General features: G+C 71.2%; 20 protein-coding genes. All 20 read right to left on the minus strand.

Annotated elements, in window-relative coordinates; all coding sequences use genetic code 11:
• Positions 1 to 4 precede the first annotated feature (4 nt).
• Complete coding sequence (locus TTY48_RS01255) at positions 5 to 1423, minus strand: DNA polymerase IV (protein ID WP_220655786.1); 1419 nt, start codon at positions 1421 to 1423, stop codon at positions 5 to 7.
• On the minus strand, positions 1392 to 4514 hold the full coding sequence (gene ileS, locus TTY48_RS01260) for an isoleucine--tRNA ligase (RefSeq protein WP_255585707.1): 3123 nt from the start codon (positions 4512 to 4514) through the stop codon (positions 1392 to 1394). Before ileS ends, TTY48_RS01255 begins: the two co-directional genes overlap by 32 nt.
• Positions 4515 to 4764: 250 nt before the next feature.
• The gene (locus tag TTY48_RS01265) at positions 4765 to 5424 is read right to left on the minus strand and encodes a hypothetical protein (RefSeq protein ID WP_220655788.1); all 660 of its coding nucleotides are present in this window, start codon (positions 5422 to 5424) and stop codon (positions 4765 to 4767) included.
• Positions 5425 to 5451: 27 nt separating this feature from the next.
• On the minus strand, positions 5452 to 6249 hold the full coding sequence (locus TTY48_RS01270) for a DivIVA domain-containing protein (protein WP_220655789.1): 798 nt from the start codon (positions 6247 to 6249) through the stop codon (positions 5452 to 5454).
• A 158-nt stretch (positions 6250 to 6407) separates the two neighbouring features.
• Complete coding sequence (locus TTY48_RS01275) at positions 6408 to 6707, minus strand: YggT family protein (RefSeq protein WP_220655790.1); 300 nt, start codon at positions 6705 to 6707, stop codon at positions 6408 to 6410.
• A 22-nt stretch (positions 6708 to 6729) separates the two neighbouring features.
• Positions 6730 to 7404: a cell division protein SepF gene (locus TTY48_RS01280; protein ID WP_220655791.1), complete on the minus strand. Its 675-nt coding sequence runs from the start codon at positions 7402 to 7404 to the stop codon at positions 6730 to 6732.
• Positions 7405 to 7456: 52 nt separating this feature from the next.
• Positions 7457 to 8167, minus strand: coding sequence for a YggS family pyridoxal phosphate-dependent enzyme (locus tag TTY48_RS01285; RefSeq protein WP_220655792.1), 711 nt, complete (start codon positions 8165 to 8167; stop codon positions 7457 to 7459).
• Positions 8164 to 8925 (minus strand): peptidoglycan editing factor PgeF, encoded by a 762-nt coding sequence (gene pgeF, locus TTY48_RS01290; RefSeq protein WP_220655793.1) that lies wholly within the window; start codon positions 8923 to 8925, stop codon positions 8164 to 8166. The genes TTY48_RS01285 and pgeF overlap by 4 nt, the downstream gene beginning before the upstream one ends.
• Before the next feature lie 36 nt (positions 8926 to 8961).
• Positions 8962 to 10110, minus strand: coding sequence for a cell division protein FtsZ (ftsZ, locus tag TTY48_RS01295; protein WP_220655794.1), 1149 nt, complete (start codon positions 10108 to 10110; stop codon positions 8962 to 8964).
• A gap of 191 nt (positions 10111 to 10301) precedes the next feature.
• Positions 10302 to 11003 carry a cell division protein FtsQ/DivIB gene (locus tag TTY48_RS01300; protein ID WP_220655795.1) on the minus strand — a complete coding sequence of 234 codons (702 nt, stop codon included), beginning with the start codon at positions 11001 to 11003 and terminating at the stop codon, positions 10302 to 10304.
• A complete protein-coding gene (gene murC, locus TTY48_RS01305) occupies positions 11000 to 12475 on the minus strand; it encodes a UDP-N-acetylmuramate--L-alanine ligase (protein WP_220655796.1) in 1476 nt (491 codons plus the stop codon). Before murC ends, TTY48_RS01300 begins: the two co-directional genes overlap by 4 nt.
• Positions 12472 to 13554 (minus strand): undecaprenyldiphospho-muramoylpentapeptide beta-N-acetylglucosaminyltransferase, encoded by a 1083-nt coding sequence (murG, locus tag TTY48_RS01310; RefSeq protein ID WP_220655797.1) that lies wholly within the window; start codon positions 13552 to 13554, stop codon positions 12472 to 12474. Before murG ends, murC begins: the two co-directional genes overlap by 4 nt.
• Positions 13548 to 15176 carry a putative lipid II flippase FtsW gene (gene ftsW, locus TTY48_RS01315; RefSeq protein ID WP_220655798.1) on the minus strand — a complete coding sequence of 543 codons (1629 nt, stop codon included), beginning with the start codon at positions 15174 to 15176 and terminating at the stop codon, positions 13548 to 13550. The genes murG and ftsW overlap by 7 nt, the downstream gene beginning before the upstream one ends.
• Positions 15173 to 16636: a UDP-N-acetylmuramoyl-L-alanine--D-glutamate ligase gene (murD, locus tag TTY48_RS01320; RefSeq protein WP_220655799.1), complete on the minus strand. Its 1464-nt coding sequence runs from the start codon at positions 16634 to 16636 to the stop codon at positions 15173 to 15175. Before murD ends, ftsW begins: the two co-directional genes overlap by 4 nt.
• 2 nt (positions 16637 to 16638) lie before the next feature.
• Positions 16639 to 17724: a phospho-N-acetylmuramoyl-pentapeptide-transferase gene (gene mraY, locus TTY48_RS01325; RefSeq protein WP_220655800.1), complete on the minus strand. Its 1086-nt coding sequence runs from the start codon at positions 17722 to 17724 to the stop codon at positions 16639 to 16641.
• Positions 17721 to 19256, minus strand: coding sequence for a UDP-N-acetylmuramoyl-tripeptide--D-alanyl-D-alanine ligase (murF, locus tag TTY48_RS01330; RefSeq protein WP_220655801.1), 1536 nt, complete (start codon positions 19254 to 19256; stop codon positions 17721 to 17723). The genes mraY and murF overlap by 4 nt, the downstream gene beginning before the upstream one ends.
• On the minus strand, positions 19253 to 20830 hold the full coding sequence (locus TTY48_RS01335; RefSeq protein ID WP_220655802.1) for a UDP-N-acetylmuramoyl-L-alanyl-D-glutamate--2,6-diaminopimelate ligase: 1578 nt from the start codon (positions 20828 to 20830) through the stop codon (positions 19253 to 19255). The genes murF and TTY48_RS01335 overlap by 4 nt, the downstream gene beginning before the upstream one ends.
• Positions 20831 to 20854: 24 nt before the next feature.
• Positions 20855 to 22816, minus strand: a complete 1962-nt coding sequence (locus tag TTY48_RS01340) for a penicillin-binding protein 2 (RefSeq protein ID WP_220655803.1) — start codon at positions 22814 to 22816, stop codon at positions 20855 to 20857.
• Entirely contained in the window at positions 22813 to 23640 is an 828-nt protein-coding gene (locus tag TTY48_RS01345) for a hypothetical protein (RefSeq protein ID WP_220655804.1), read from the minus strand. Before TTY48_RS01345 ends, TTY48_RS01340 begins: the two co-directional genes overlap by 4 nt.
• The gene (rsmH, locus tag TTY48_RS01350; RefSeq protein ID WP_220655805.1) at positions 23637 to 24632 is read right to left on the minus strand and encodes a 16S rRNA (cytosine(1402)-N(4))-methyltransferase RsmH; all 996 of its coding nucleotides are present in this window, start codon (positions 24630 to 24632) and stop codon (positions 23637 to 23639) included. The genes TTY48_RS01345 and rsmH overlap by 4 nt, the downstream gene beginning before the upstream one ends.
• Positions 24633 to 24683: the final 51 nt, after the last annotated feature.

Consider the following 24683-nt stretch of genomic DNA (forward strand, 5'->3'; position numbering starts at 1 on the left):
CCGATCAGTCGTCCTCGTCGACGTGCAGGTGTTCGGCGGACCAGTCCAACGAGTCGAGAGGATCGGCCTCGCGGAGATCGGGATCGTCGGCACGGAAGCTGCGCATGCGGCCGGGTCCGGAACCACGGGTCTCGAAGCGGACGCTGAGCACGCCGTGCCCCGCCCCCTGCACCCAGCCGTGCCCGAACTCGGGGTGCCGCACATCCATACCGGTGCGCCAGCCCACGACGGCCGCCGGAACCGCGGCACCGTCGAGCACCTCGGCCGCCTCCGCAGCGGCTTCGTCGGCCTCCCCCGCTGCGGCCGGCTCGTCGCCGAACAGGGTGAACTGCTCGATGCTGCTCAGCCCGGAGAAGCCCACCCCTACCAGGCGCAGACCGCCGATCTCCACGGGATCGAGCGCGAGGCGCTGCGCGGTGGCGGTCAACACGGCCGCATCGGTCGTGGCCGAGGGCAGCGTGGCGGACCGCGTCAGGATCGACATATCGGACCGCTTCAGTTTCAGCACCACCGTGCGCGCCCCGCGTCCATCGCGGCGCAGCCGGCGCACCGCATGCTCGGCGCTCCGGTCGATCTCGCGACGCAACGCCGCCATCGTGGTCACGTCCACCTCCAGCGTGTGCTCCGCGCTGATCGACTTCGCCTCGGTCCGCGTCTCGATCGGGCGGTTGTCCTCGCCCCGCGCCAACCGGTGCAACGCCGGTCCCAGCGTGGCACCCAGCACCGAGACCACCTCCACCTCGCTCATCGCGGCGAACTGGCCGATGGTCTCAATCCCCAAGCGCGACAGCCGCTCCCCCGCCACCGGGCCGATGCCCCACAGCTTGCGCACGGGCAACGGATACAGCATCGCCTCCTGCGCGGCGGGCGGAATCACCGAAACCCCGTCGGGCTTGGCGAGGCCGGAGGCGATCTTGGCGGCCTGTTTGCCCGCGCCCGCGCCGACCGATGCCACCAGCCCCGTCGCGCCACGGATCCGCGCCCGCAGCTCCTCCGCGAAGGCCACCACCTCGGTCGACGAGGCCCCCACCAGCTCGGCCGGTTCGCCGAAGGCCTCGTCGAAGGACAGCGTCTCGACCACCGGGATCAGCTCGCGCACCGTCGCGAAGACGCGGCGGCTCACCACCCCGTACAGGGCTCCGCGCGGCGGCAGCACCACCGCGCTCGCCCCCACCAGCCGCCGCGCCTGATGCATCGGCATCGCCGACCGCGCGCCGAAAACACGCGCCTCGTAGGAGCATCCCGCCACCACACCGCGGCCGCCGATCCCGCCCACCAGCACGGGGCGGCCGCGCAGGGTGGGGCGGGTCAGCTGCTCACAGGACGCGAAGAAGGCGTCCATATCGAAGTGCAGCACCCAGCGGGCGCTGCTGTCCGAGGACGCTCCGGCGTCAGGCCTTGGTGAGTCGGCCCCGGACGCCATCGCCCAGATCCACTCCGTCGGTCACCGGACCGAACTCGAGCGACGTCGCGAGCACCTCGCCCGCAATCAGCTCGCGGTGCGCCTGCGCGGCGGCCAGATGCTCCTCGGGCACGTCGAGCACGAGCGCGATGCGATCACTCACGTCGAGCCCGGCGGCGCGGCGCGCCTCCTGCAGCTCGCGGATGCGGTCCTTGGCCCAGCCCTCGGCCTCCAGCTCGGCGTCGACCGTGAGGTCGAGCACCACGAGGCCTGCGCCGTCGGGCAGCTCGGCGGTCGAATCGGGCGCGGCGGCCACGAGCTTGCGCGTGTACTCGCCGTCCTGGAGCTCGATCCCGGCCGCAGTCACCACCCCGTCGGACACGGTGTAGTCGCCCGACTTCACCGCCTTGATCACCGTCTGCACGTCCTTGCCCAGACGCGGCCCGGCGGCGCGTGCGTTCACCGCGATCTCGACCTTGCCGAAAGCATCGGCATCACTGGAGATCTGCACGTCCCGCACGTTCACCTCGTCGGCGATGATCGACGCGAACGGGGCCAGCTTCTCGGCGTCGCGGCCGGCGACGGTGAGCGAGTGCAGCGGCAGCCGCACGCGCAGCTTGTTCGCCTTGCGCACCGAGGAGGCGACCGAGCACACGTCCCGGACCTCGTCCATCGCCGCGACGAGGGCGGGATCGGCGGGCAGCTCGGACGCCGACGGCCAGTCGGTCAGGTGCACCGACTCGCCGCCCGTGAGACCGCGCCACATGGCCTCGGTGGCCATGGGGAGCAGCGGCGCCGCGAGCCGGCACGTGGTCTCCAGCACCGTGTACAGGGTGTCGAAGGCACCGTCGTCCGAGCCGTCCCAGAACCGTGCCCGCGAGCGACGCACGTACCAGTTGGTGAGCGCGTCCACGAACAGCCGCAGTTCCTCGCAGGCGTCGGCGATGTTGCAGGTGTCGAGCGCCTCGGTCATGGCGTCGCGGGTCTGCGCCAGCTTGGCGAGGATGTACCGGTCCAGCACGTCCTGCGAATCGGTGCGCCAGGTGGCCGGCTTCTCCGCGTACAGCTGCAGGAACGAGTAGGCGTTCCACAGCGGCAGCAGCGTCTGCCGCACGCCGTCGCGGATGCCCTGCTCGGTGACCACCAGGTTGCCGCCGCGCAGGATGGGCGAGGCCATGAGGAACCAGCGCATGGCGTCGGAGCCGTCGCGGTTGAAGACCTCGTTGACGTCCGGGTAGTTCCGCTTGGACTTGGACATCTTGAGGCCGTCGTGGCCGAGCACGATGCCGTGCGCCGCGACCGTGCGGAAGGCGGCGCTGTCGAACAGGGCCGTCGCCAGCACGTGCAGGTTGTAGAACCAGCCCTTGGTCTGCCCGTTGTACTCGACGATGAAGTCGCCAGGGAAGTGACTGTCGAACCACTCCTGGTTCTCGAACGGGTAGTGCACCTGCGCGAAGGGCATCGAGCCGGACTCGAACCAGCAGTCCAGGACCTCGGGGACGCGGCGCATGGTCGAGTTCCCGCTCGGGTCGTCGGGGTTCGGCCGGGTCAGCTCGTCGATGTACGGGCGGTGCAGGTTGGTCGGGCGCACGCCGAAGTCGCGCTCCAGCTCGTCCAGCGAACCGTAGACGTCGACCCGCGGGTACTGCGGATCGTCGGACACCCACACCGGGATGGGCGCACCCCAGTAGCGGTTGCGGCTGATGTTCCAGTCGCGGGCGCCCTCCACCCACTTGCCGAACTGGCCGTCGCGGATGTGGGCGGGGTTCCAGGTGATGTCCTGGTTCAGCTCCAGCATGCGCGGGATGATCTTGGTGACCTCGACGAACCACGAGGGCACGGCCATGTAGATCAGCGGCTGCCCGGAGCGCCAGGAGTGCGGGTAGCTGTGCTCGATGGTCTCGTGGCGCAGCAGCCGGCCCTTGGCCTTGAGGTCCTTGCTGATCACCGGGTTCGCCTCGAAAACCTGCAGGCCCTCGTACGGCGGCACGGCGGCGGTGAACTTGCCGCCCGGGTCCAGCGGCTGCACGACCTCGATGCCGTACTTGCCGGTGGCCAGCTCCATGTCCTCCTCGCCGAAGGCGGGCGCGAGGTGCACCACGCCGGTACCGGAGTCGGTGGTCACGTAGTCGGCGAGCAGCGTGACGTGCGCCTTGGGGTGGCCGGCGAAGAAGTCGAAGGGCGGCTCGTAGGCGGCGAACTCCAGCTCGCGCCCCTTGTAGCTCCCCTTGACCTCCGGCGTCTCCCCCAGCTCGCGGGCGTAGTGGCCCAGCCGGGCCTCGGCCAGCAGGTAGTCGTGCCCTTCGAAAGCAGAGCCTTCCTGAGCCGTCACGTGCACGTAGTCCAGGTCCGGATGCACGGCGATGGCGAGGTTCGACGGCAGCGTCCAGGGCGTGGTGGTCCAGATCAGGGCCTCGACACCGTCGAGCGCCTCCAGCGAGGTGCCCTTGGTGCGCAAGGGCATGCCGACGGTGACCGCCGGGTCCTGGCGCATCTTGTAGGCGTCGTCCAGCTTGCTCTCCTGGTTGGAGAGCGGAGTCTGCTCGTACCAGGAGTACGGCAGCACGCGGTAGCCCTGGTAGATCAGGCCCTTGTCGTGCAACGTCTTGAACGCCCACATGACGGACTCCATGAAGTCCAGGTCGAGCGTCTTGTAGTCGTTGTCGAAGTCCACCCAGCGGGCCTGGCGGGTGACGTACTGGCGCCACTCCTCCGTGTACCGCAGCACCGAGGTGCGGCAGTAGTCGTTGAACTTCTCCACGCCCATGGTCTCGATCTCGGACTTGTCCTTGATCCCCAGCTGGCGCTCGGCCTCGAGCTCGGCGGGCAGGCCGTGGGTGTCCCAGCCGAAGCGGCGGTCCACCTTCTTGCCGCGCATGGTCTGGTAGCGCGGGACGAGGTCCTTGACGTAGCCGGTGAGCAGGTGGCCGTAGTGCGGCAGGCCGTTGGCGAAGGGCGGACCGTCGTAGAAGACGAATTCCTCGTCGTTCTCGCGGTTGGCGATGCTCTTGCGGAAGGTGTCGTTCGCCGCCCAGTAGGCGAGCACGCGCTCCTCGAGATCGGGGAACGACGGTGCGCCGGATCGGGCGGGGGCGCCATCGTCGACCGTCATGTCGACCTGGGGATACGGGCGGCTGTTGCTCACTGCAGGCTCCTCGTGCCGTGTACTACCAGCACGGGGACGACGCCGACCTGTGGTCGGCAACCGCGGTACCACCCCGCTTGCGCCCTCCCGATGTCTCGGGGCGGCGCCACTTCACGTGGGCTGTGACGGGCCCGCCCGTCCGGTTCTACTGGGGCGTGCGCCCGTTCTTCCGGATGCTCCCCGGTGATGGCCGGATCAACGCACTATCAGGATAACGCTACTTCTTGCCGGGTTCTTCCGGCGGCTCCCACTCGGCGCCCCACGCCCGCTCATCCTCGATCTGGGGGATCTGATCGGTCATGTCGGGGTCGTAGCGGCCGGGCGCGAACAGGCCGCGGGTGGAATCGTCGTCGGTGTCGGCGGCCGATTCGTGCGACCACTGGTCCGCGGCACCGCCTCCGACGGCGAACTGTCCGGTCGCGGTGTCGTCGGCGTCGGTGGCCGGAGCGTCGTCGTGATGCCCGAACTCCTCGTGGCCGACGGTGCCCGCCTCGCGGACGGCGTCGGCATCACCGTCGGTGATCCGGGGGACGTGCTGGGTGATCTCGGCATCGCTCTCGCCGCCGATGAGCCCGCCCTGCGGTTCGACGGCGGGTTTCGCGGCGAGACCGGAGGGCCGATCGTCCGGCTCCCCGGCGGAATCGTCCTTCGGCTCGTCGCCCGGCGACCACCCGGGCTCGTCCTCGTCGCCGAGCTTCTTCGCGACGTTCTTATCGCGATCGGCGCGGCGGTAGGTCAGGACGTCGACGAGCAGCAGGACGACGCCGATGACCGAGACGACCACACACGCGATGGCGAGCCAGAGATTGGCCGTGACCAGGGCGACGATCAGCAGGACGAACCCGACGATCGTCGCCCCCAGCGCGGCTAACAGCATCCGTTATCGCCCCTCGGGTCGGTGCGACTACTTGAACGAGGGGTTGCCGCCCGAGCTGTTGCCCGGATCGTTGAAATCGCCACCGCGGCCCTGAGCGTGGTCGACCGGCGCAGCGGAGCGCAGCGACTGCAGCTCCTCCAGCTGGCCCTCGAGGTAGGTCTTGAGGCGGGTGCGGTACTCGCGCTCGTAGGTCTTGAGCTGCTCGATCCGACCCTCCAGCACCGTGCGCTGCTGGTTGATGGTGGTCATGATGTCGGTGTGCTTCTGCTCGGCCTCGGCCTGCAGGGCATCCGAACGCTCCTGCGCCTGGCGCAGCTGGTTCTCCGAGCGGGTCTGCGCATCCGCGAGCAGCGCATCCGACCGCTGGCGGGCGTCGGAGACCATCGACTCCGACTTCTGCCGGGCGTCGGTGACCATCGCCTCGGACTGCGAACGCGCGTCCGAGACGAGCTTCTCGGCCTCGGAGCGCGAGTTGTTGGTCAGACGATCAGCGGTGTCCTGCGCCAGGGCGAGCACGCGGGCGGCGCGGAGGTTGGCCTCCTCGTCGTTCGCGGGCGCCGCTTCCTGGACGGCGGGAGCGTTCGGCGATGCGAACGCGACGGTGCTGCCGGCCGACGGCTGGCCGCCACCGGCACGCGCATCGGCCAGCTCGCGCTCGAGCTCGGCGTTGCGCTGCTGCAGGTCGTTGTTCTCCTCGGTCAGCCGAGCCAGCTCGGTCTCGACCAGATCGAGGAACTGATCCACCTCGTCCTCGTTGTAGCCGCGCTTGCCAATCGGCGGCTTACTGAACGCAACGTTGCGCACATCGGCGGGTGTCAGCTTCATAGGTCGTTTCCCCTCAAATCGGCTGCTCGACAGATCCCAAGTCACTTGGGCCAACACTGTAACTGGTGCACATCCTGTCACACCAGACCCGTTTGTTCCTCATCACCCGGAATTCGGCGAGGAAATGACTGAATTCCGGGGACGTAGGGCCAGGTCATTCACGATGACGATGCAGCTGCAAGCTGAATCAGGTATCGCAGGACGGCGAGCAGGATGAACAACACCAGGTACGACAGGTCCAATTGGATCTGACCGAGCTTCAGCGGCGGTATGAACTTGCGCAGCAGTTTCAGCGGCGGATCCGTCACGGAGAAGATCGCCTCGAGCAGCACCGCGACGATGCCGGTCGGGTTCCAGTCCCGCGCGAACGACTTCACCACTTCGATCACCAAGCGGACGATCAGAAGGAAGGTGTAGACGCCCAGCAGGGCGTACAGGGTCAGCCAGATAGCTTGCACGAATACAGTCTGCCCGAATCCGTCAGCGGTTGTAGAAGCCGGTCTCCGCGATCCGCGCGCGATCCTCGGCGGTCACGTCGACATCGGAGGTGGCCAGCATGAAAACCTTGGTGGTGATCCGGTCGAAGGAGCCGTGCAGCGCGAAGGTCAGGCCGGCGGCGAAGTCGACGAGGCGCTTGGCATCGGCGTTGTCCATCGCGGTCAGGTCCATGATCACCGGGATGCCCTCGCGGAACCGCTCACCGATCGTGCGCGCCTCCTCGTACGAGGTGGGACGCAGCGTGGTGATGCGCGACATCGGGTTCTCCTGGCTCAGCACATCGGCGCGGGTGTCCATGGCGAGGGCGCCACGGGTCGAGGGGGCGACGGAACGCGAGGCGTCCCGCAGCGGCTCCAGGCGCGGCAGGCGCGGGGCCTCGGCGCGGGCGGGCTCGCGGTAGCGACCCTCGTAGCCGCCGTCGCGGTAGTAGCCGTCGTCGTAGGACTCGCGGCCGTAGCCGGCGTCGTAGGAGTCGTACTCCTCGGCGCGGCGGCCGTCGTAGGCGTAGCCGCGCTCACCGCGGTAGTCGGCGCCGAACTCGTCGTCGAGGCTGCGGCGGCCCCGGGGCTCGGGAGTCGCCTCGTCGATATAGCGGTCGTCGTACGCGTCCAGCGGAACCATGCCGAAGTACGCCTTGACCTTGTGCAGAGTGCTCATCTTTGCCCTTCCTCGGCGCCTGCATGGGCTGGTGTGACGGTTGTGACTGTCGTTATGGATGTGAGATTAGTGGGCGCTGCCCCAGAATCGCGGTTCCGACACGCACACACGTGGATCCGAGTTTCACGGCGAGCTCCAGGTCACCCGACATTCCCGCGGAGAAGACGTCGGCCGCCGGGTGATCGGCGCGCAGGCCCCGCCACAGACCGGCCAGTTCGTCGAAGGCGCGCTCCGGATCCGCTTCCAGCGGAGGCACTCCCATCACGCCGCGCAGCCGCAGCGAGGGCGCGGCGGCGATCGTGGTCACCAGGGCTTCGAGATCGGCGCGCGGTACTCCCCCACGCGCCGGGTCACCGTCGAGACTGATCTGGACGAGCACGTCGAGCGGGGCGCTGCGGTCGCCCCGGTCGAGCGCGGCGGCGGCCCCGCGCTCCAGCGCGTCGGTGAGCCGGATGCTGTCGACCGAGTGGACCATCGCCGCCCACCGCGCGACGGACTTGGCCTTGTTGCGCTGGATGTGCCCCAGCATGTGGAACCGGGCATCGCTCAGCTCGGCCGCCTTCGCCGCGGCCTCCTGTTCCCGGTTCTCGCCGAAGTCGGTGCAGCCCAACTCCTGCAGCAGCGCGACATCCGACGCGGGGAAGAACTTCGTGACCGGCAGCAGCGTCACCTCGGCGGGGGCGCGGCCGGCGTCGCGACAGGCGGTGTCGAGTCGAGCGCGGGTGGCGGCGAGGCCCGCCGCCAGCTCCTCGCGGCGGCTCACCGTGCGCTCGCGTCCCCGGTGCCGGGGTCGATCCAGATCACCGAGGCGATGCGACCGGTGGGGGCGCCCCGGCGGTGCGAGAACAGGGTGGGGTCGCTGATGGTGCAGCGCGGGTCCTCGGCGACCGCGGTCACGCCGAGACTCTGCAGCTGGCGCCGGATCCCGGCGCGCAGATCGAGTCCGTCGGTGCCCTTCTCGGTGCGGCAGCGACTGCCGGGCAGGTGCTCCTCGACATCGGCGGCCATGGAGGCGGGAACCTCGTACTTGCCGCCACTGGCGGCGGGGCCGAGGAAGGCACCGATGCGTTCGGGGCGGGCGCCGAGATCGCGCATCGCCTCGATCACCGTGGGCACGATGCCGATCCGCGCACCGACGCGGCCCGCGTGCACCGCGGCCAGGACGCCCGCTTCGTCGTCCGAGAGCAGGATGGGAACACAATCGGCGGTGAGCACCGCCAGCGCCAGCCCGGGCACGGTGGTCACCAGCGCGTCGGTGGCCTCGACGGGCTGCTCGCGCGGACCGTCGACCACGGTCACGGTGCGGCTGTGGATCTGTTCCATCCACACCACATGCCCTGGGGCGACGCCGATCTCACGCTCCAGCCGGAGCCGATTGGCCGCCACCGCCGCCGGATCGTCGCCGACGTGGTCGCCGAGATTGAAGGTGTCGTAGGGCGCCGCGGAGACGCCGCCCGCACGGGTGGTGGTCACCCGCCGCACGCGCGCGGAGACGACAGGTGTGCTCGCCGGATCAGTCATGCCTTCGAGGCTACCGATGCCCGCCCGGCGGGGTCGTCAGCGACGGCCCTGCAGGAACGACGGGACGTCGAGATCGTCCTCGTCGCCCGACTCACGGATGGAGGTGCGGGCCGGGAACGGATCGTCGGTGCGCGGGGGACGCGCGAAGACGTTGCCGCGCCCCGCATCCGGCGCCTCGGCGGCGTCGGGGGCGGTGTGCTGGCCGATGGTGCGTGCCGCGACCGTGCGGCGCACGGGTGCCGCGCCGTCGAAACCGGCGGCGATCACGGTGATCCGCACCTCGTCGCCGAGGTTGTCGTCGATCACGGTGCCGAAGATGATGTTGGCGTCCTCGTGCGAGGCCTCCTGCACCAGCGAAGCGGCCTCGTTGATCTCGAACAGGCCCAGGTCGCTGCCGCCGGCGATGGACATGAGCACGCCGTGCGCACCCTCCATCGAGGTCTCCAGCAGCGGCGAGTTCACGGCCTGCTCGGCGGCCTTGAGGGCGCGGCCCTCACCGCGCGCCGAGCCGATGCCCATGAGGGCGCTGCCCGCACCGGACATGACGCTCTTGACGTCGGCGAAGTCGACGTTGATCAGACCCGGCGTGGTGATCAGGTCGGTGATGCCCTGCACACCGTTGAGGAGCACCTCGTCGGCGCTCTTGAAGGCGTCCAGCGCCGAGAGATTCACATCGCCGAGCTGCAGCAGGCGATCGTTGGGGATCACGATCAGCGTGTCGCAGGACTCGCGCAGCGCGGTGATGCCGGCGTCGGCCTGCTTGCCGCGGCGCGCACCCTCGAAGGTGAACGGACGGGTCACGACACCCACGGTGAGCGCGCCCAGCTTGCGGGCGATGCTCGCGACGACGGGTGCGCCACCGGTGCCGGTACCGCCGCCCTCGCCCGCGGTCACGAAGACCATGTCGGCGCCTTTGAGGAGCTCCTCGATCTCGTCCTTGGCGTCCTCGGCGGCCTTGCGGCCCACCTCGGGATCGGCGCCGGCGCCGAGGCCGCGAGTGGACTCGCGGCCGACGTCCAACTTGACGTCGGCGTCGCTCATGATGAGCGCCTGGGCGTCGGTGTTGATGGCGATGAACTCGACACCCTTGAGGCCCTGTTCGATCATCCGGTTCACGGCGTTGACGCCGCCACCGCCGATGCCGACGACCTTGATTACGGCGAGGTAGTTGTGCGCGGCGGTCATGTTTCGCCTTCCTTGGATGTGCGGGTTGGTCTCGCGACCCTCCAGAACCCTAAACCTCAACCACAGGCTTAAAGTTATGTCAAGTAGCTGCTCTGAAACCAAGGTAGAGGCCCATGGGGCCCGATGCCCGCAGGCGCGTGGGCGTGTCGGCGAAAAACCGTGTCACATCGCCGCGATCGGGCCGATCCGGCTCAGCGCGTGGTGGGCACGTCGGGGTCGATCACGGTGAACTCGCGGCCCGGGCGGGTGAGCACCACCTTGAGCGCGGCCACCTTCGCATCCGCGCGGGAGGCGTCGCCCCAGTAGACGACGCGCTTGTCCCGCAGCACGAATCGCACGTTCGCCGGCGAATCGGCGCCGATCTCGACGACCTGGCCGCGGATGTCCTGCGGCAGCGACTGCAGCACGCTGATCGCCGCCTTGGTGTTCGGATCGTCGGCACCCGGGTTCTCGACGGTGAGCTTCGGCGTCAGGATCGGGGGCTCGCCCACCTTGATGAAGGGCACCCCCTTGGCGTCGACCAGGGTGACGCCGGAACGATCGGCGTACGCCACCGCCTCGCGCTCGGTGACCTCGACGACGAGGGTCGACGGATACGAGACGGTGATCGTCGCCGAGTCGATCCACGGGCTCACCCGCACCACCGCGGCCGCGTACTCCGCGGTGCGCGACTTCGTGATCTGCAGCAGCGGCTTGCCCTTGAGCGGCTCGACGACCTTCTCGATCTCCTCGGTGGGCGCGTGCGCAGCACCCGTGACGGAGACGTTGCGAGCCGACATGAGCGGGGTGAAGTAGGCGATGGCGAACAGGCCGCCCGCGACGATGAGCACCAGGACGAGCACCAGCAGCCGGCGCAGCCCCGGCACCTGCCGGCGCGGTGCGGGCGCAGTCACCGAGCGGCCCCTCCGCCGCGGTGCGCCAGCGCGGCCAGGATCGTGGGCCCCTGCATCGTGACATCGCCCGCGCCCATGGTGATCACAACGTCACCCGGACGCGCCACGTCGGCGACGGTGGTCGCCACATCGGCCTGGCTGGGCACGTAGGTCACCGCGGAGGTCACCTTCTCGGCGATCCGCTCCCCCGTGATGCCGGGCAGCGGCGCCTCACGCGCCCCGTACACATCGAGCACCACCACGTGATCGGCGAGACTGAGCGCCTCGGCGAACTCGCCCGCGAACTGCTCGGTGCGCGAGTACAGGTGCGGCTGGAAGGCCACGACGACCCGTCCCGGGATCGCCTGCTTGGCCACCATCTCGGCGGCCGCGGTGAGCACCGCGCGCACCTCGGTCGGATGGTGCGCGTAATCGTCGAAGACCCGCACCCCGTCCTCGGTGCCGCGCAACTGGAACCGGCGGTGCACGCCGCCGAAGGATTCGATACCGGCGATCACCTTGGCCGTCGGGTAGCCCAGGTTGACCACCGCGATGGTGGCTGCAATGGCGTTGAGCGCCATGTGCCGTCCCGGCACGGAGAGCATGATCGCGCGCTCGGTGACCTTGCGGTTCTCGTCGGAGAAGCGCACCTTGAGCATGCCGCCCTCGGCGCGCGGCTTGTACTCGAGCAGTTCCGCGATGAGCGTGACATCGGGAGCGAGGTCGCGGTGCGTGCCCTCGCCGTAGCCGAAGACCCGCACGCCGCGGGCCCGGAGCGCGGCGTGCGTGCGCTGGGCCAGGGCCGCCGAGCCCGGATCGTCCAGGCACACCACCAGCGTGCCGCCGGGACGGATCCGCTCGGTGAAGGCGTCGAAGACCGCGACGTACTTCTCCTCCGAGCCGAAGAAGTCCAGGTGATCGGCCTCGACATTGGTGACGACCACCACGTCGGGGCTGTACTGGAGCAGCGAGCCGTCGGACTCATCGGCCTCGGCGACGAAGACGTCGCCCGTGCCGTGGAAGGCATTGGTCCCGGACTCGTTGAGCTCGCCGCCCACGGCGAACGACGGATTGCCGCCGCAGTGCTGCAGGCCGACGACGGCCATCGAGGTGGTCGAGGTCTTGCCGTGGGTGCCGCTCACCAGCAGCGTGCGGTACCCCTCCATGAGGTCGGCCAGTACCTCGGGGCGCAGGATCACGGGAATGCCGCGCCGCCGGGCCTCCACCAGCTCGGGATTGTCCTTGGGGATCGCCGCGTGCGTGGTGACCACCACGGTGGGGCCGCCGGGCAGCAGATCGAGGGCCTCGGCGCTGTGCCCGATCTGCACCTGCGCGCCGCGCGCGCGCAGCGCGATCACGCTGCGCGACTCCTTCGCATCGGAGCCGGACACCTCGCCGCCGCGGGAGAGCAGGATGCGGGCGATGCCGGACATACCGGCGCCCCCGATGCCCACCATGTGCACACGCTGCAGCTTCTCGGGCAGATCGCTCATCGCCGGCCTCCCAGGTCCAGGGCAGTCGCGGCGACGGTGCCCGCGGCGTCGCGGTGACCGGTCCCGGCGGCGGCGGCACCCATGGCCGCGAGCCGATCCGCATCGGCGGCGAGCGGGATCACCGTCTCGCGCACCAGGTCCGGGGTGAACGCGGCATCGTCGACCAGGAGTCCGCCGCCGGCGGACACCACCGGCTTGGCGTTGAGCGCCTGCTCCCCGTTGCCGTGCGCCAGCGGCACGTACACCGCGGGCAGGCCCACCGCGGCCACCTCGGCCACCGTCATCGCGCCGGAGCGGCAGACCGCGAGATCGGCGGCCGCGTAGGCCAGATCCATGCGTGAGAGGTAGGGCACGGCCACATAGCCGGGCACATCGACATCGACGGCGTTCTTGGGCCCGTAGGCGTGCAGCACGGCGATACCGGCGTCCGCGAAATCCCGTGCCGCACCGACCACACCGTCGTTGAGCCGGACCGCGCCCTGGCTGCCGCCGAAGACCAGAACCACCGGGCCGTCGGCGGGGAGCCCGAAGTGGGCGCGGGCCTGCGCGCGCAGGGCGGTGCGATCGAGCCCGGTGATGGAGCTGCGCACCGGAATGCCGACGACCTCGGCGTGGATGCCGGAGCCGGGCACGGCGGCGAAGACCTTGGTGGCCAGGCGCGCACCCACCTTGTTGGCGATGCCGGCGCTCGCGTTCGCCTCATGGATCACGATCGGCACGCCCATGCTGCGCGCGGCGAGGTAGGCGGGCAGTGCCACGTAGCCACCGAAGCCGACCACCACATCGGCGCCGACATCGCGGAGCACCGCGCGGGTGCGGCGCACCGTACTCGCCAGCCGGAAGGTCAGTTTCGCGAGATCGGCGTTGGGCTTACGGGGCAGCGGCACCGGCGGGATCATCCGCAGGTCGTACCCGCGGGCGGGCACCAGGGTGCCCTCGAGTCCCTTGGGTGTACCGAGCGCCGTGACCCGGGCCCCGGGGTCGGCCGCACGAACCGCGTCGGCCACCGCCAGCGCTGGCTCGATGTGTCCTGCGGTGCCACCGCCGGCCACCACCACCGAGACCGAAGAACTCACCACGCCCGTCTACCCTTTTCCTCTCCACGGCGCCGCGATCCGGAGGCGGGCCGATCCTGAACGCGGGCCCGCTCGCCGCGCCAGGGCTCGCCGGACCGGCGCTGGGGCCGGGCGGGCGGAACGTCCCGACGGGGCCGCGCGAGGCGCGCGTCTCCGTACGGAAGTCGATCGTACGGCGACGGCGCCACGGGGCGCGCAGGCGCACGACGCTCCCCCGCCCGCGGGGCGGCGGCGCGGGTGGGCCGCGGCGGCACGTACGGGTGCGGCTTGGGCAGGCGGAACAGGCGCCCGGCCCGCCCGGCACCGCCACCGGCGAGCGCGGCGATGGCCTCGGGCTCGTGCCGCGCGGCACCGGCCAGCAGTCCCAGCATGAACAGCACGAGGATCACCGAGTTGCCACCCGCGGACAGCAGCGGCAGCTGGATGCCCGTCACGGGGAGCAGGCCCACCACGTAGCCCATGTTGATGATGGCCTGCAGGGCGATCAGCGTGGTGATCGTGGCCGACATGAGCTGCAGGAAGGGATCGGCCACCCGGCATGCGATCCGCAGGCCGACCCAGGTGAGCAGGCCGAACATGAGGATCACCACACCGGCGCCGAGGTAACCGAGCTCCTCGCCGATGATGGCGAAGATGAAGTCGTTGTGCGCGTTGGGCAGGTAGCTCCACTTGGCCGTGGAGTTGCCCAGGCCCACGCCGAAGAAGCCGCCGTCGGCGAGCGAGTACCGCGCCTGGTTCGACTGGTAGCTCACGCCGAGGGTGTCGTTGGTGCGGCCGAGCCACGCGGACAGGCGGGCCGAGCGGTAGCCCTCCATCAGGGCCAGGAAGACCGCGGCGCAGATACCGGCGATGCCGATGGACAGGAACAGTCGCGAGGAGAGTCCGGCGTAGAACAGCAGCATGCCGGCGGTGACGGCGATGATCATGGCGGTCGACTGGTTCGGCTCGGCCACCACCAGCGCGGCCATGAGAACCGCGACCGGGCCGAGCGGCAGCAGCAGTTCCTTGAGTCCGCCGGTGCGGCTGCGGTCCGCCAGCAGGTGCGCGCCCCACACGATGAGCGCGACCTTGGCGATCTCGGAGGGCTGCAGCGTGAAGCCGCCCACATCGATCCAGCGGCGGGCGCCGCCCACCTTGGTGCCGATGCCGGGGACCAGCACGGCGATGAGCAGGACGATCGACACCAGCACGCCGCCGAGGGCCACCCGGCGCAGCAGGGTGGGGCGCAGGTACAGCGCGCCGAAGAAGGCCACCACACCGAGGGCGACGTAGATCAGCTGGCTGGTGAACTTGCTGTACGGCGAGCCGGTGGCGCTGATGTCCTCCACCGAGGAGGCCGAGAGCACCATCACCAGGCCGAGCACCGTGAGCACGGCCGTGAGGCCGAGCACGAGGTGGTACGAGGCCAGCGGGCGGCGCAGCGCGGTGGCCATGTTGACGGCCGTATCGCGGAGCATGCTCGCGCCGGTGCGGGCGATATCGGCGCCGCCGCGGCGGGGCGCCGCGTCGTCGAGATCGGGCACGGTCTGCCCCGGCTGCACCTCGAACTCGGTGCTCTCGGGTGCGTTGACGGCGCCGGGCTCGAGGTCCTCGGGCAGGGCCTCGGTGTCGCGGGCGCGGCTCACGACGCCGCTCCGAGCGCGCGGGCCGAGGCGGCGAAGGCGTCGCCGCGGTGGCCGTACGAGGTGAACATGTCGAGCGAGGCCGCGGCCGGCGCCAGCAGGACCACCGGGGCGGGGCCAGTCTGACCTGCGACATCGGCGAGTCGAGCGGCGGCGTCGACGGCCGCGGACATGACCGCATCCGCATCGCCGGACACTCGCACATCGCCAGCCACAAACGTCCCTACAGAACGGTTCGCATCATTAGTCACAGGAGACACAGGACTATCGTCGCCTGAAGTCACCCGAACCACCGGTACATCCGGCGCGTGTCGCGCCATTGCCGCCGCGATCAACCCGGCGTCCAGGCCCAGGAGCACCGCACCCACGAGACGGGGCGCCACGCGGGCGACGAGCGGATCGATATCGGCGCCCTTGAGCTGGCCGCCCGCCACCCACACCACGCGCTCGTGCGCCTCGATGGAGTTCTGGGCGGCATGCGGGTTGGTGGCCTTGGAATCGTCGATGTAGGTGACGCCGCGCACCGTCGCGACCGGCTCGGCGCGGTGCGCGCCCACCCGGAACGCGGCCAGCGCCTCGCCCGCCTGCTCGGCGGTGACACCGACGGCCTGCGCCAGCGCGGTCGCCGCCAGCGCGTCGGCGATGCCGGCGGGACCGGGCGGCGAGATCCGGTCCGCCGCGACGACGGGCGCTCCGGCACCGTCGACCAGGACACCGTCGCGCACGCCGTACTGCCCCGGCTGCGGCTCCCCGACGGTGAACCCGACGGTGGCGGGCAGCCCGCCGGCCACCGGATCGTCGAGCCCCACCACGGCGATCTCGCCGGACAGTGCGCGTGCCTTATCGGCCGTGTACGCCGCCATCGAGCCGTGCCAGTCCAGGTGGTCCTCGGCGATGTTGAGCACCACCCCGGCGCGCGGCCGCACCGAGGGCGCCCAGTGCAGTTGGAAGGACGACAGCTCCACGGCGAGCACTCGCGGATCGGCGTCGTCGGCGATCGCGTCGATCACCGGGCGGCCGATGTTGCCGCACGCCACCGCCGGGACCCCCGCACCGAGCAGGATGGCCTCGAGCATCTGGGTGGTGGTGGTCTTGCCGTTGGTGCCGGTGACCACGAGCCACTGCCGCGGGGCCCCGAAGGCACCCGCGCGGTCGATCCACCAGGCCAGCTCCACGTCGCCGATCACGGGGACACCGGCGCGCTCCGCGGCCCGCACCACGGGGGCGTCGGGGCGGAAGCCCGGCGCCACCACGACGAGGTCGAACCCCGACGGATCGAGCCCGTCGAGATCGGTCACGGTGATCCCGGGTACGTCGGCGGCGATCTTCGCGCGCGCAGTGGGCTTACCGTCGGCCACGGTGACCTCGGCGCCGAGCCGGAGCAGTGCCCGGGCCACGGCCGGACCGGTGACGCCCCCGCCCGCGACGAGGACGTGCGCGCCGGGCCCGGGAAGCGTCGCCATCGCTATCCGCCCGCGCCGGAGCCGAGGAACTCGGCGTAGAACAGCACCAGACCCAGGCCGCACGAGATCGCGGTGAGCAGCCAGAACCGGATGATCACGGTGGTCTCGGCCCAGCCCGCCAGCTCGAAGTGGTGGTGGAAGGGCGCCATCCGGAACACCCTGCGGCCGGTGGTGCGGAAGACCGCGATCTGGGTGACCACGGAGACCATCTCGGCCACGAACAGGGCGCCGAGGACCACGGCCAGCAGCTCGGTGCGAGTGGTGATCGACAGTCCGGCGAGCAGGCCGCCCAGCATGAGCGAGCCGGTGTCACCCATGAAGATCTTCGCGGGCGCGGCGTTCCACCACAGGAAGCCGAGGCAGGCGCCGCCCGCGGCGACGGCGATCAGCGCCAGGTCCAGCGGGTCGCGCACGTCGTAGCAGCCGGCCGACGGTCCGCGGGGGCCCGTGCAGGCGTACCGGTACTGCCAGAACGTGATGAGCACGTAGCTGCCGAGCACCATGGCCATCGAGCCCGCGGCCAGGCCGTCGAGCCCGTCGGTGAAGTTCACGGCGTTCGACCACGCGGACACCACGAACCAGCAGAACAGCACGAAGACGATGGCGCCCATGGAGATGGCGTTGATGTCGCGGGTGTAGCTGAGGTGCTCGCTGGCGGGCGTGATGCCCTGCGCGTTGGGGAACTGCAGCGCGAGCACACCGAAGATCAGGGCGGCGATGGTCTGGCCCACGGTCTTGGCGGTCTTGTTCAGGCCGAGGTTGCGCTGCTTGCGGATCTTGATGAAGTCGTCGAGGAAGCCGACGAAGGCCAGCGTGGTGGCCAGGCCGAGCACGAGCAGGCCCGAGGCGCTCGGTCCGGGACCGGAGTTCCAGCCCAGCAGGTGCGCGCCGAGGTAGCCGGCCCACAGGGCCACGACGATCGCGACGCCGCCCATGGACGGGGTGCCGCGCTTGGTCTGGTGGCTCTCGGGGCCTTCGACACGGATCTCCTGACCGAATCCCTGCCGGGAGAACACCCTGATCAGCACAGGCGTGAGCAGGATCGCGACGGCCAGCGAGATGCCGCCCGCGAACAGGATCTGGATCACTTCGGTGACTCCCCTTGCGTGTTCTCTTCGTTCTGCGAGGTGTGCGCGGCCGGCCCGAGGCTCTCGGCGACCTCCCACATCTTCTCGGACTTGGAGGCCTTGACCAAAACCAGGTCGCCGGGTTGCAGCTCCGCGCGCAGCCGTTCCACTGCCTCCTCGCGGGTGTCCACGCGCACGGCTTCGCTGCCCCAGGAACCCTCCATCACGGCGCCCTGCCACAGCGCGTGCACCGCACGCGAGCCGCCGACGCAGATGGTCGAGGTGATGTCGAGGCGCACCAGGAACCGGCCGAGGCGGTCGTGTTCGAGGATCGACTCCTCGCCCAGCTCCCCCATCTCGCCGAGCACGGCGAAGGTGCGGCGCCGCTCCCGGCCGGGCAGGCGGGCACCGTCGGCGTCGTGCTCGGACATGAGCACGAGGCTGCGCAGTGCGGCGCGCATCGCGTCGGGGTTGGCGTTGTAGGTGTCGTTGACCACCGTGACGCCGTCGGCGGTGGTGAAGACGTCCATCCGGCGCGGGGACGCGGCACCGGCGGCGGAGAGCGCCTCGGCCACCTGCGCGGGGGTGGCGCCGCACTCGAGGCCGACGGCGGCCGCGGCGAGCGCGTTGTGCACCTGGTGCTCGCCGTGCACCTTGAGCGCGACGGGCGCGGTGCCGGCGGCGGTGTGCAGGGTGAAGGAGGCGCGGGCCTGCGCGTCGAGGACCACGTCGGACGCGCGGACGTCCGCGTCGGCGGTCCCGTAGAAGACGACCCGTGCGCCGGTCCGGGAGGCCATGGCGGCGACCGCGGCATCGTCGGCGTTGAGGACCGCGACACCGTCGGCCGGGAGTGCCTCGACGAGCTCGCCCTTGGCGCGGGCGATGGCCTCGCGGGAGCCGAACTCGCCGAGGTGCGCGGTGCCCACATTGAGCTCGACGCCGATGCGCGGCGGCGCGACCTTCGCCAGCGCGGCGATGTGCCCCTCGCCGCGGGCGGACATCTCCAGCACGAGGTACTTGGTGGACGCGGTGGCCCGCAGCGCGGTCCAGGGGTGGCCGATCTCGTTGTTGAAGGAGCCGGGCGGTGCGACGGTCTCGCCGAGCGGGCGGAGCACCGCGGCGATGAGGTCCTTGGTGGAGGTCTTACCGGCGGAGCCGGTGACGCCGACCACCGTGAGGCCGTCGGCGGCGAGCGTCTTGGTGCAGTACGCCGCGAGGGCGCCGAGTGCGCCCAGCACGGCGGCGCCGGCGCCGTCGGTGTCGCTCTCCAGCGCCATGACGCGGTTGTCGGTCTCGCCGGAGACGGGCACGACGATCGCGGGCACGCCCACTGGCCGGGCGCCGAGCACGGCGACCGCGCCCTTGTCGATGGCGGTGGCGGCGAAATCGTGGCCATCGACCCGGGCACCGGGCAGGGCGAGGAAGAGGCCACCGGGGCCGATCTCGCGGGAGTCGAATTCGACGGTCCCGGTGACCTTCGCGTCCGGATCGGGCACATCGTGCAGGGTGCCGCCGACGATCTCGGCGATCTGGGCCAGGGTCAGCTCGATCATGCCTGCTCCCCTCGCGCGTCCAGCGCGGCGGCCAGCTCGTCGCGGTCGTCGAAGGGGTGCTTGACGCCGTGGATCTCCTGGCCGGCCTCGTGTCCCTTGCCTGCGATGAGCACGACATCGCCGGTGCGGGCCCAGTTCACGGCCTCGATGATCGCGGCACGTCGGTCGCCGACCTCGCGGACCTCGCCGCCGCCGGGCACGGCCTCGGCGCCCTCGCGGACGGCGGCCCGGATCGCGGCGGGGTCCTCGGTGCGCGGGTTGTCGTCGGTGACGATCACCAGTTCGGCGGCGCGGGCGGCGGCCTCACCCATGAGCGGGCGCTTGCCGCGGTCGCGGTCGCCGCCGGCGCCGACCACCACGGCGATCCGGCCGGCGGTCTGGCCGCGGAGCGTGGCGATCACAGCGTCGAGCGCGGCGGGCTTGTGGGCGTAGTCGACCACCGCGAGGAAGTCCTGGCCGCGGTCGATGCGCTGCACCCGGCCCGGCACGGCGACGGCGCCGATGCCGCGGACCGCGTCCGCGAGCGGCACGCCGGCCTCGTGGGCGATCACCAGGGCCAGCGCGGCGTTGGCCACGTTGTAGGCACCGGGCAGCCCGACGGTGGCGGCGTAGGTCTGGCCGCCGGGGCCGGTGAGGGTGAACCGCTGGGTGCCATCGGCGTGCGCGGAGACCGCACCCGCGGTCCAGTCGGCGGGGCCGGTGGTGGCGACGGTGACCAGCGGCAGCCCCGCGGCGCGGCGCAGATCGGCCATGCGGTTGCCCCACTCGTCGTCGACGCAGATCACGGCCTGCTCGCACACCGGACCGTCGCCGGACTCGTCGGGCACGAAGAGGAGGGCCTTCGCGGCGAAGTAGTCCTCCATCGTGGGGTGGTAGTCGAGGTGGTCCTGGCTGAGGTTGGTGAAGGCGCCCACGGCGAAGCGGGTGCCGCCCACGCGGTTCTGGGACAGCGCGTGCGAGCTCACCTCCATCACGGCCGAGGTGACGCCGCGCTCGACCATGGAGGCGAACAGGCCCTGCAGGGCGGTGCCCTCGGGGGTGGTGAGCGAGGTGGGTACGTCGACCCCGGCGATCCGGGTGCCGACGGTGCCGATCAGGCCGGTGGTGGCCTGGGTGGAGCCGAGCGCGGCCTCCACCAGGAAGCTGGTGGTGGTCTTGCCGGACGTGCCGGTGATGCCGACGAGGGTCATCCGGCTCGACGGTGCGCCGTAGATCACGGCCGCGGCGGGGCCGAGTACGGAGCGGGGATCGTCGTGCAGCAGCACGGGGACGTCGACGCCGGCCTCGGCGAGCACCTGGGCGCCCGCGGCGTCGGTGAGCACGGCCACGGCGCCCGCGGCCACGGCCTCGGGCGCGAACCGGGCCCCGTGGGTGGTGTTGCCGGGTACGCCGCAGAACAGGTCGCCGGGGAGGGCGTCCTGGGCGCGGATGGTGGCGCCGCTGCAGCGGACCGAATCGGCATCGACGCCGGCCGCCGCGGTCGGGGCGCTGCTGACGCCCGGTACCTGCGCGGCGATCTCCGTCAGCGTGGCTCCGCGGGGGTGGGCGGGTCGCGTGAGAGTCGTTTGGGGCACCGATGAATCCTACCGGTCGGTTAACTACTTCCCGGCCACGAGCGTCAGCTTGGGTGCCGGCGGCGAGAGCGGCACGCCGTACTTCTGCAGCATGAACGCGGCGATGTCGTGGAACAGCGGCGCGGCCGACTGGCCGCCCGTGCCGTCGGAACTGCGGGCCGGCGCGTCCATCATGAGACCGATCACGAACCGCGGATCGTTCGACGGGGCGACCCCCGCGAAGGTGATGTTGTACATCGAGTTCGAGTAGGCCTTGGTGGCCGGATCGACCTGCTGCGCGGTACCGGTCTTGCCGCTGATCTGCCAGCCGTCCACGGCGCCGCCGGGGCCCGTGCCCTGCTGGTAGCCCATGGGGTCGCGCTGCAGGGCGGCGCGGAACATGTCGAGCACGGTGCGCGAGGTCTCCGGGCTCATCACCCGCACCGGCTCACCGGCGGGCGCCGGGTCGGCGGCACCGTCGACCGACTTGATGATGCGCGGCGGCACGCGGACCCCGTCGTTGGCGAGTGCCTGGTACATGCTGGTCATCTGCAGCAGGGTCATCGACAGGCCCTGACCGATGGGCAGGTTGGCGAAGGTGCCGCCGGACCACTGGTTGCGGGCCGGGACCTCGCCGCCGGACTCGCCGGGGAGCCCCACGCCGGTGGCCTTGCCGAGTCCGAACTTGTCGACGTAGTCGGCGAAGGCGTCCTCGCCGACCCGCTGGGCCAGCATCAGGGTGCCCACGTTGGAGGACTTACCGAAGACGCCGGTGGTGGTGTACGGCTCGGTGCCGTGCGCCCAGGCGTCCTTGACGGTGACGCCGGACATCCGGATGGTGCCGGGCACCTGGAGCACCTCGTCGGGCTTGGTCTTGCCGTTCTCGATCGCGGCCACGGCGGTGATCAGCTTGTTCACCGAACCGGGCTCGAACGGGCTGCTGACCGGCAGGTTGCCGGTGCGCGCCGACTTCGGGTTGTTGGCCACGCCGATGCCGGGGTTGAAGGTGGTGTCGTTGGCCATCGCGACCACCTGGCCGGTCTTCGCGTCGAGGACCACGGCCTGCACGTTCTTCGCGCCGGAGCGCTGCTTGGCGTCCTGTACCGCCTGCTGGACGAAGAACTGCACGTCGTTGTCGATCGTCAGCGTGACCTTCGCCCCGTTGACGGCCGGGTGCACCTCGCGGGTGCTGCCGGGGATCACGGCGTTGTCGGAGCCACGGTCGTAGGTCTGGCTGCCGTCGGTGCCGGCGAGGATGGAGTCGAGGGAGAACTCCATGCCCATCAGGCCGCGGTTGTCCCAGCCGGTGGAGCCCACCAGGTTCGCGGCGAGGGAGCCGCCCGGGTAGTGCCGGATGGACTGGCGCTCGGCGCCCACCTCGGTGAACTCGTCGGTGATGGCCGAGGCCTTCGCCGGGTCGACGCCGCGGGCGAGGTAGACGAAGGTCTCGTTGCCACGCAGCTGCTCGAGCAGCTTCTGCTCGGAGACGGCGTCGCCGAGGACCGAGACGATCTTCTTGGCGATCTGCTGGAGGCGGTCGTCGACGGTGACCGGGGTGTTCCCCTGGCCGCCCGACTTCTGGGCCTCGACGTCCTTGTCGTACTTCTCCTGGATCTGCTTGCGCACGATCACCGGCTGGAAGGTGAGCGACTTCGCCTCCATGGTGAAGGCGATGGGCTGACCGGAACGATCGACCACGGCGCCGCGGGTGGCGGGCAGCGTCTCCTTGACCTGCCGCTGGCTGGCCGCCTTCGCGGACAGATCGGGGGCCTGCACGAACTGGACCACGCCGAGCCAGACGGCGATCACCGAGAAGATCGCCACGATCACCCAGCCCGAGAAGCGGCTGCGGTGCAGGAAGGAGGTGGCCACCTCGGGCTGCTGGCCACCCTTGACCCGGGCGCGCGCGGATCGCGGGGCGCTCGACGCCGAACGCGGTGCGGCCGTGCGGGGTCCGGGGCGCCGAGTGGGCCGCGAGGAGGTCGGCGGGCGCTGTGCGCGGGTCATCGCGCGGCTCCAGCGGCGGGTGCGGGAGCCGGGGTCGCGGCGGGCGGCGCCGGACTCGGCGTCGCGCCCTGCGTCGGTGCGGTGTTCGCGACCGCCGGGGTGCCGGAGTTCATGGTCACCAATTGTTCACCGCCACCCTGGCCGGCCCCGGGATTCGCGGTGCTCGGCGCGCCGGATCCGGCGGTGCCGGTCTGGGAGTCCTGCCCGGTGGTGGGCGCGGGCGGGTTCAGCGCCGGCTTCGGAGATCCCGTGGCGGGGGCGGGCTTTCCGACCACGGTCACCTTGCCGTCGGGTGCGGCGACCAGGACGGGCAGGGTTCCGGCGGGGACCATGCCGAGCTCGGTGGCGCGCTGGGCGAGGCCGGGAGCGCTCTCCCCCGCCTTCACATCACGCTCGAGTGCCGCCCGCTTCTCAGCGAGGGTGTCGTTGACCCGCTCGCGACTGCTGAGCTCGTACGAGTTCTCGGCGCTGCCGGTGGACAGCCACAGGGTCAGCACCAGGCCGGCGCCGACGAGGCCGATCACGGCTAGCACGAACGGAACCCGGCGCGCGAGAGCGGCCGGGGCCTTGGGCAGCCGGGTCAGCAGAGCGGGCGCGGGTCCCTCACGGTGCCGGCGCAGGGCACGCTCGGCGGAGGTCTCGCGGACGTGGCCGCCGGCGGCGACCACGGCCTGTTCGGCTTCGAGGCGCTTCTGCCGCCGGGCCAGGGCCCGCTGCGCGGAACTCGAACGGGGACGGGAGGTGTCGCGATCGTCGCGGCGCCCGGGTGCGCGCCGTGCGCGGGTACCGGTGCCGGGTGCGGTGGTGGCGTTCGGTGCGGTCATCGCGCGCTCCTGGTTCGACGGTGCGTCTGGGGGTCGGTGGTCAGTCGGCGCGCGGCCCGCATGCGGACGGGGGCGGCACGCTGGTTCTCGGCGATCTCCTCTTCGGTGGCGCGTTCGGCACCGCGGGTGAGCAGTTCGAAGGTGGCGCCGGTGCCGGGCAGATCCATCGGTAGGCCGGCGGGCGTGGTCGACCGGGTGCGCGCGGCGAGCTCGGCCTTGACGATCTTGTCCTCGAGCGACTGGTAGCTGAGGAAGACGATGCGCCCGTCGGGCGCGAGTGCGTCGAGCGCCTGCGGCACCGCCGATTCCAGCGAGGCGAGTTCGGCGTTGACCTCGATGCGCAGGGCCTGGAAGGTGCGCTTGGCGGGGTGTCCGCCGGTGCGGCGGGCCGGCGCGGGGATGGTGGCGTACAGCAGCTCGACGAGGCGCCCGCTGGTGGTGAAGGGCTCCTTCTCGCGCTCCTTGAGCACGGCGGAGGCGATCTTCCCGGCGAACCGCTCGTCGCCGTAGCGCTGCAGGATCCGGGCGAGGTCGCCGTGGCTGTAGGTGTTGAGCACATCGGCGGCGGTGAGCGGATCGTCGGCGTTCATCCGCATGTCCAGCGGTGCGTCCACCGAGTACGCGAAGCCGCGTTCGGCGCGGTCGAGCTGCATCGAGGAGACGCCGAGATCGAACAGCACCGCGTCCACGGCGGCGATGCCGAGATCGTCGAGCGCGTCGGCGATTCCGTCGTAGCGGGTGTGCACCGCGGTGAACCGGTCGCCGAAGCGGGCCAGTCGCTCGCCGGCGATCTCGTGCGCATCGGTATCGCGGTCGAGGCCGATCACGCGCGCGGCGGGAAAGCTGTCGAGGATGAGCTCGGAGTGTCCGCCGGCACCGAGGGTGGCGTCGACGTAGACGGCACCGTCGTGGGCGAGGGCCGGGGCGAGCAGTTCGCGGACCCGGGTCGCCAGAACCGGGACGTGACCGTAGTCCTCACCGGATTCGGGCATGGCTCCTCCAGGGCACGTGCGGACATGCGGATACGTGGGCGGTCGTGGTGC

Source organism: Tsukamurella sp. TY48 (assembly GCF_019656655.1).
Classification (GTDB): domain Bacteria; phylum Actinomycetota; class Actinomycetes; order Mycobacteriales; family Mycobacteriaceae; genus Tsukamurella; species Tsukamurella strandjordii.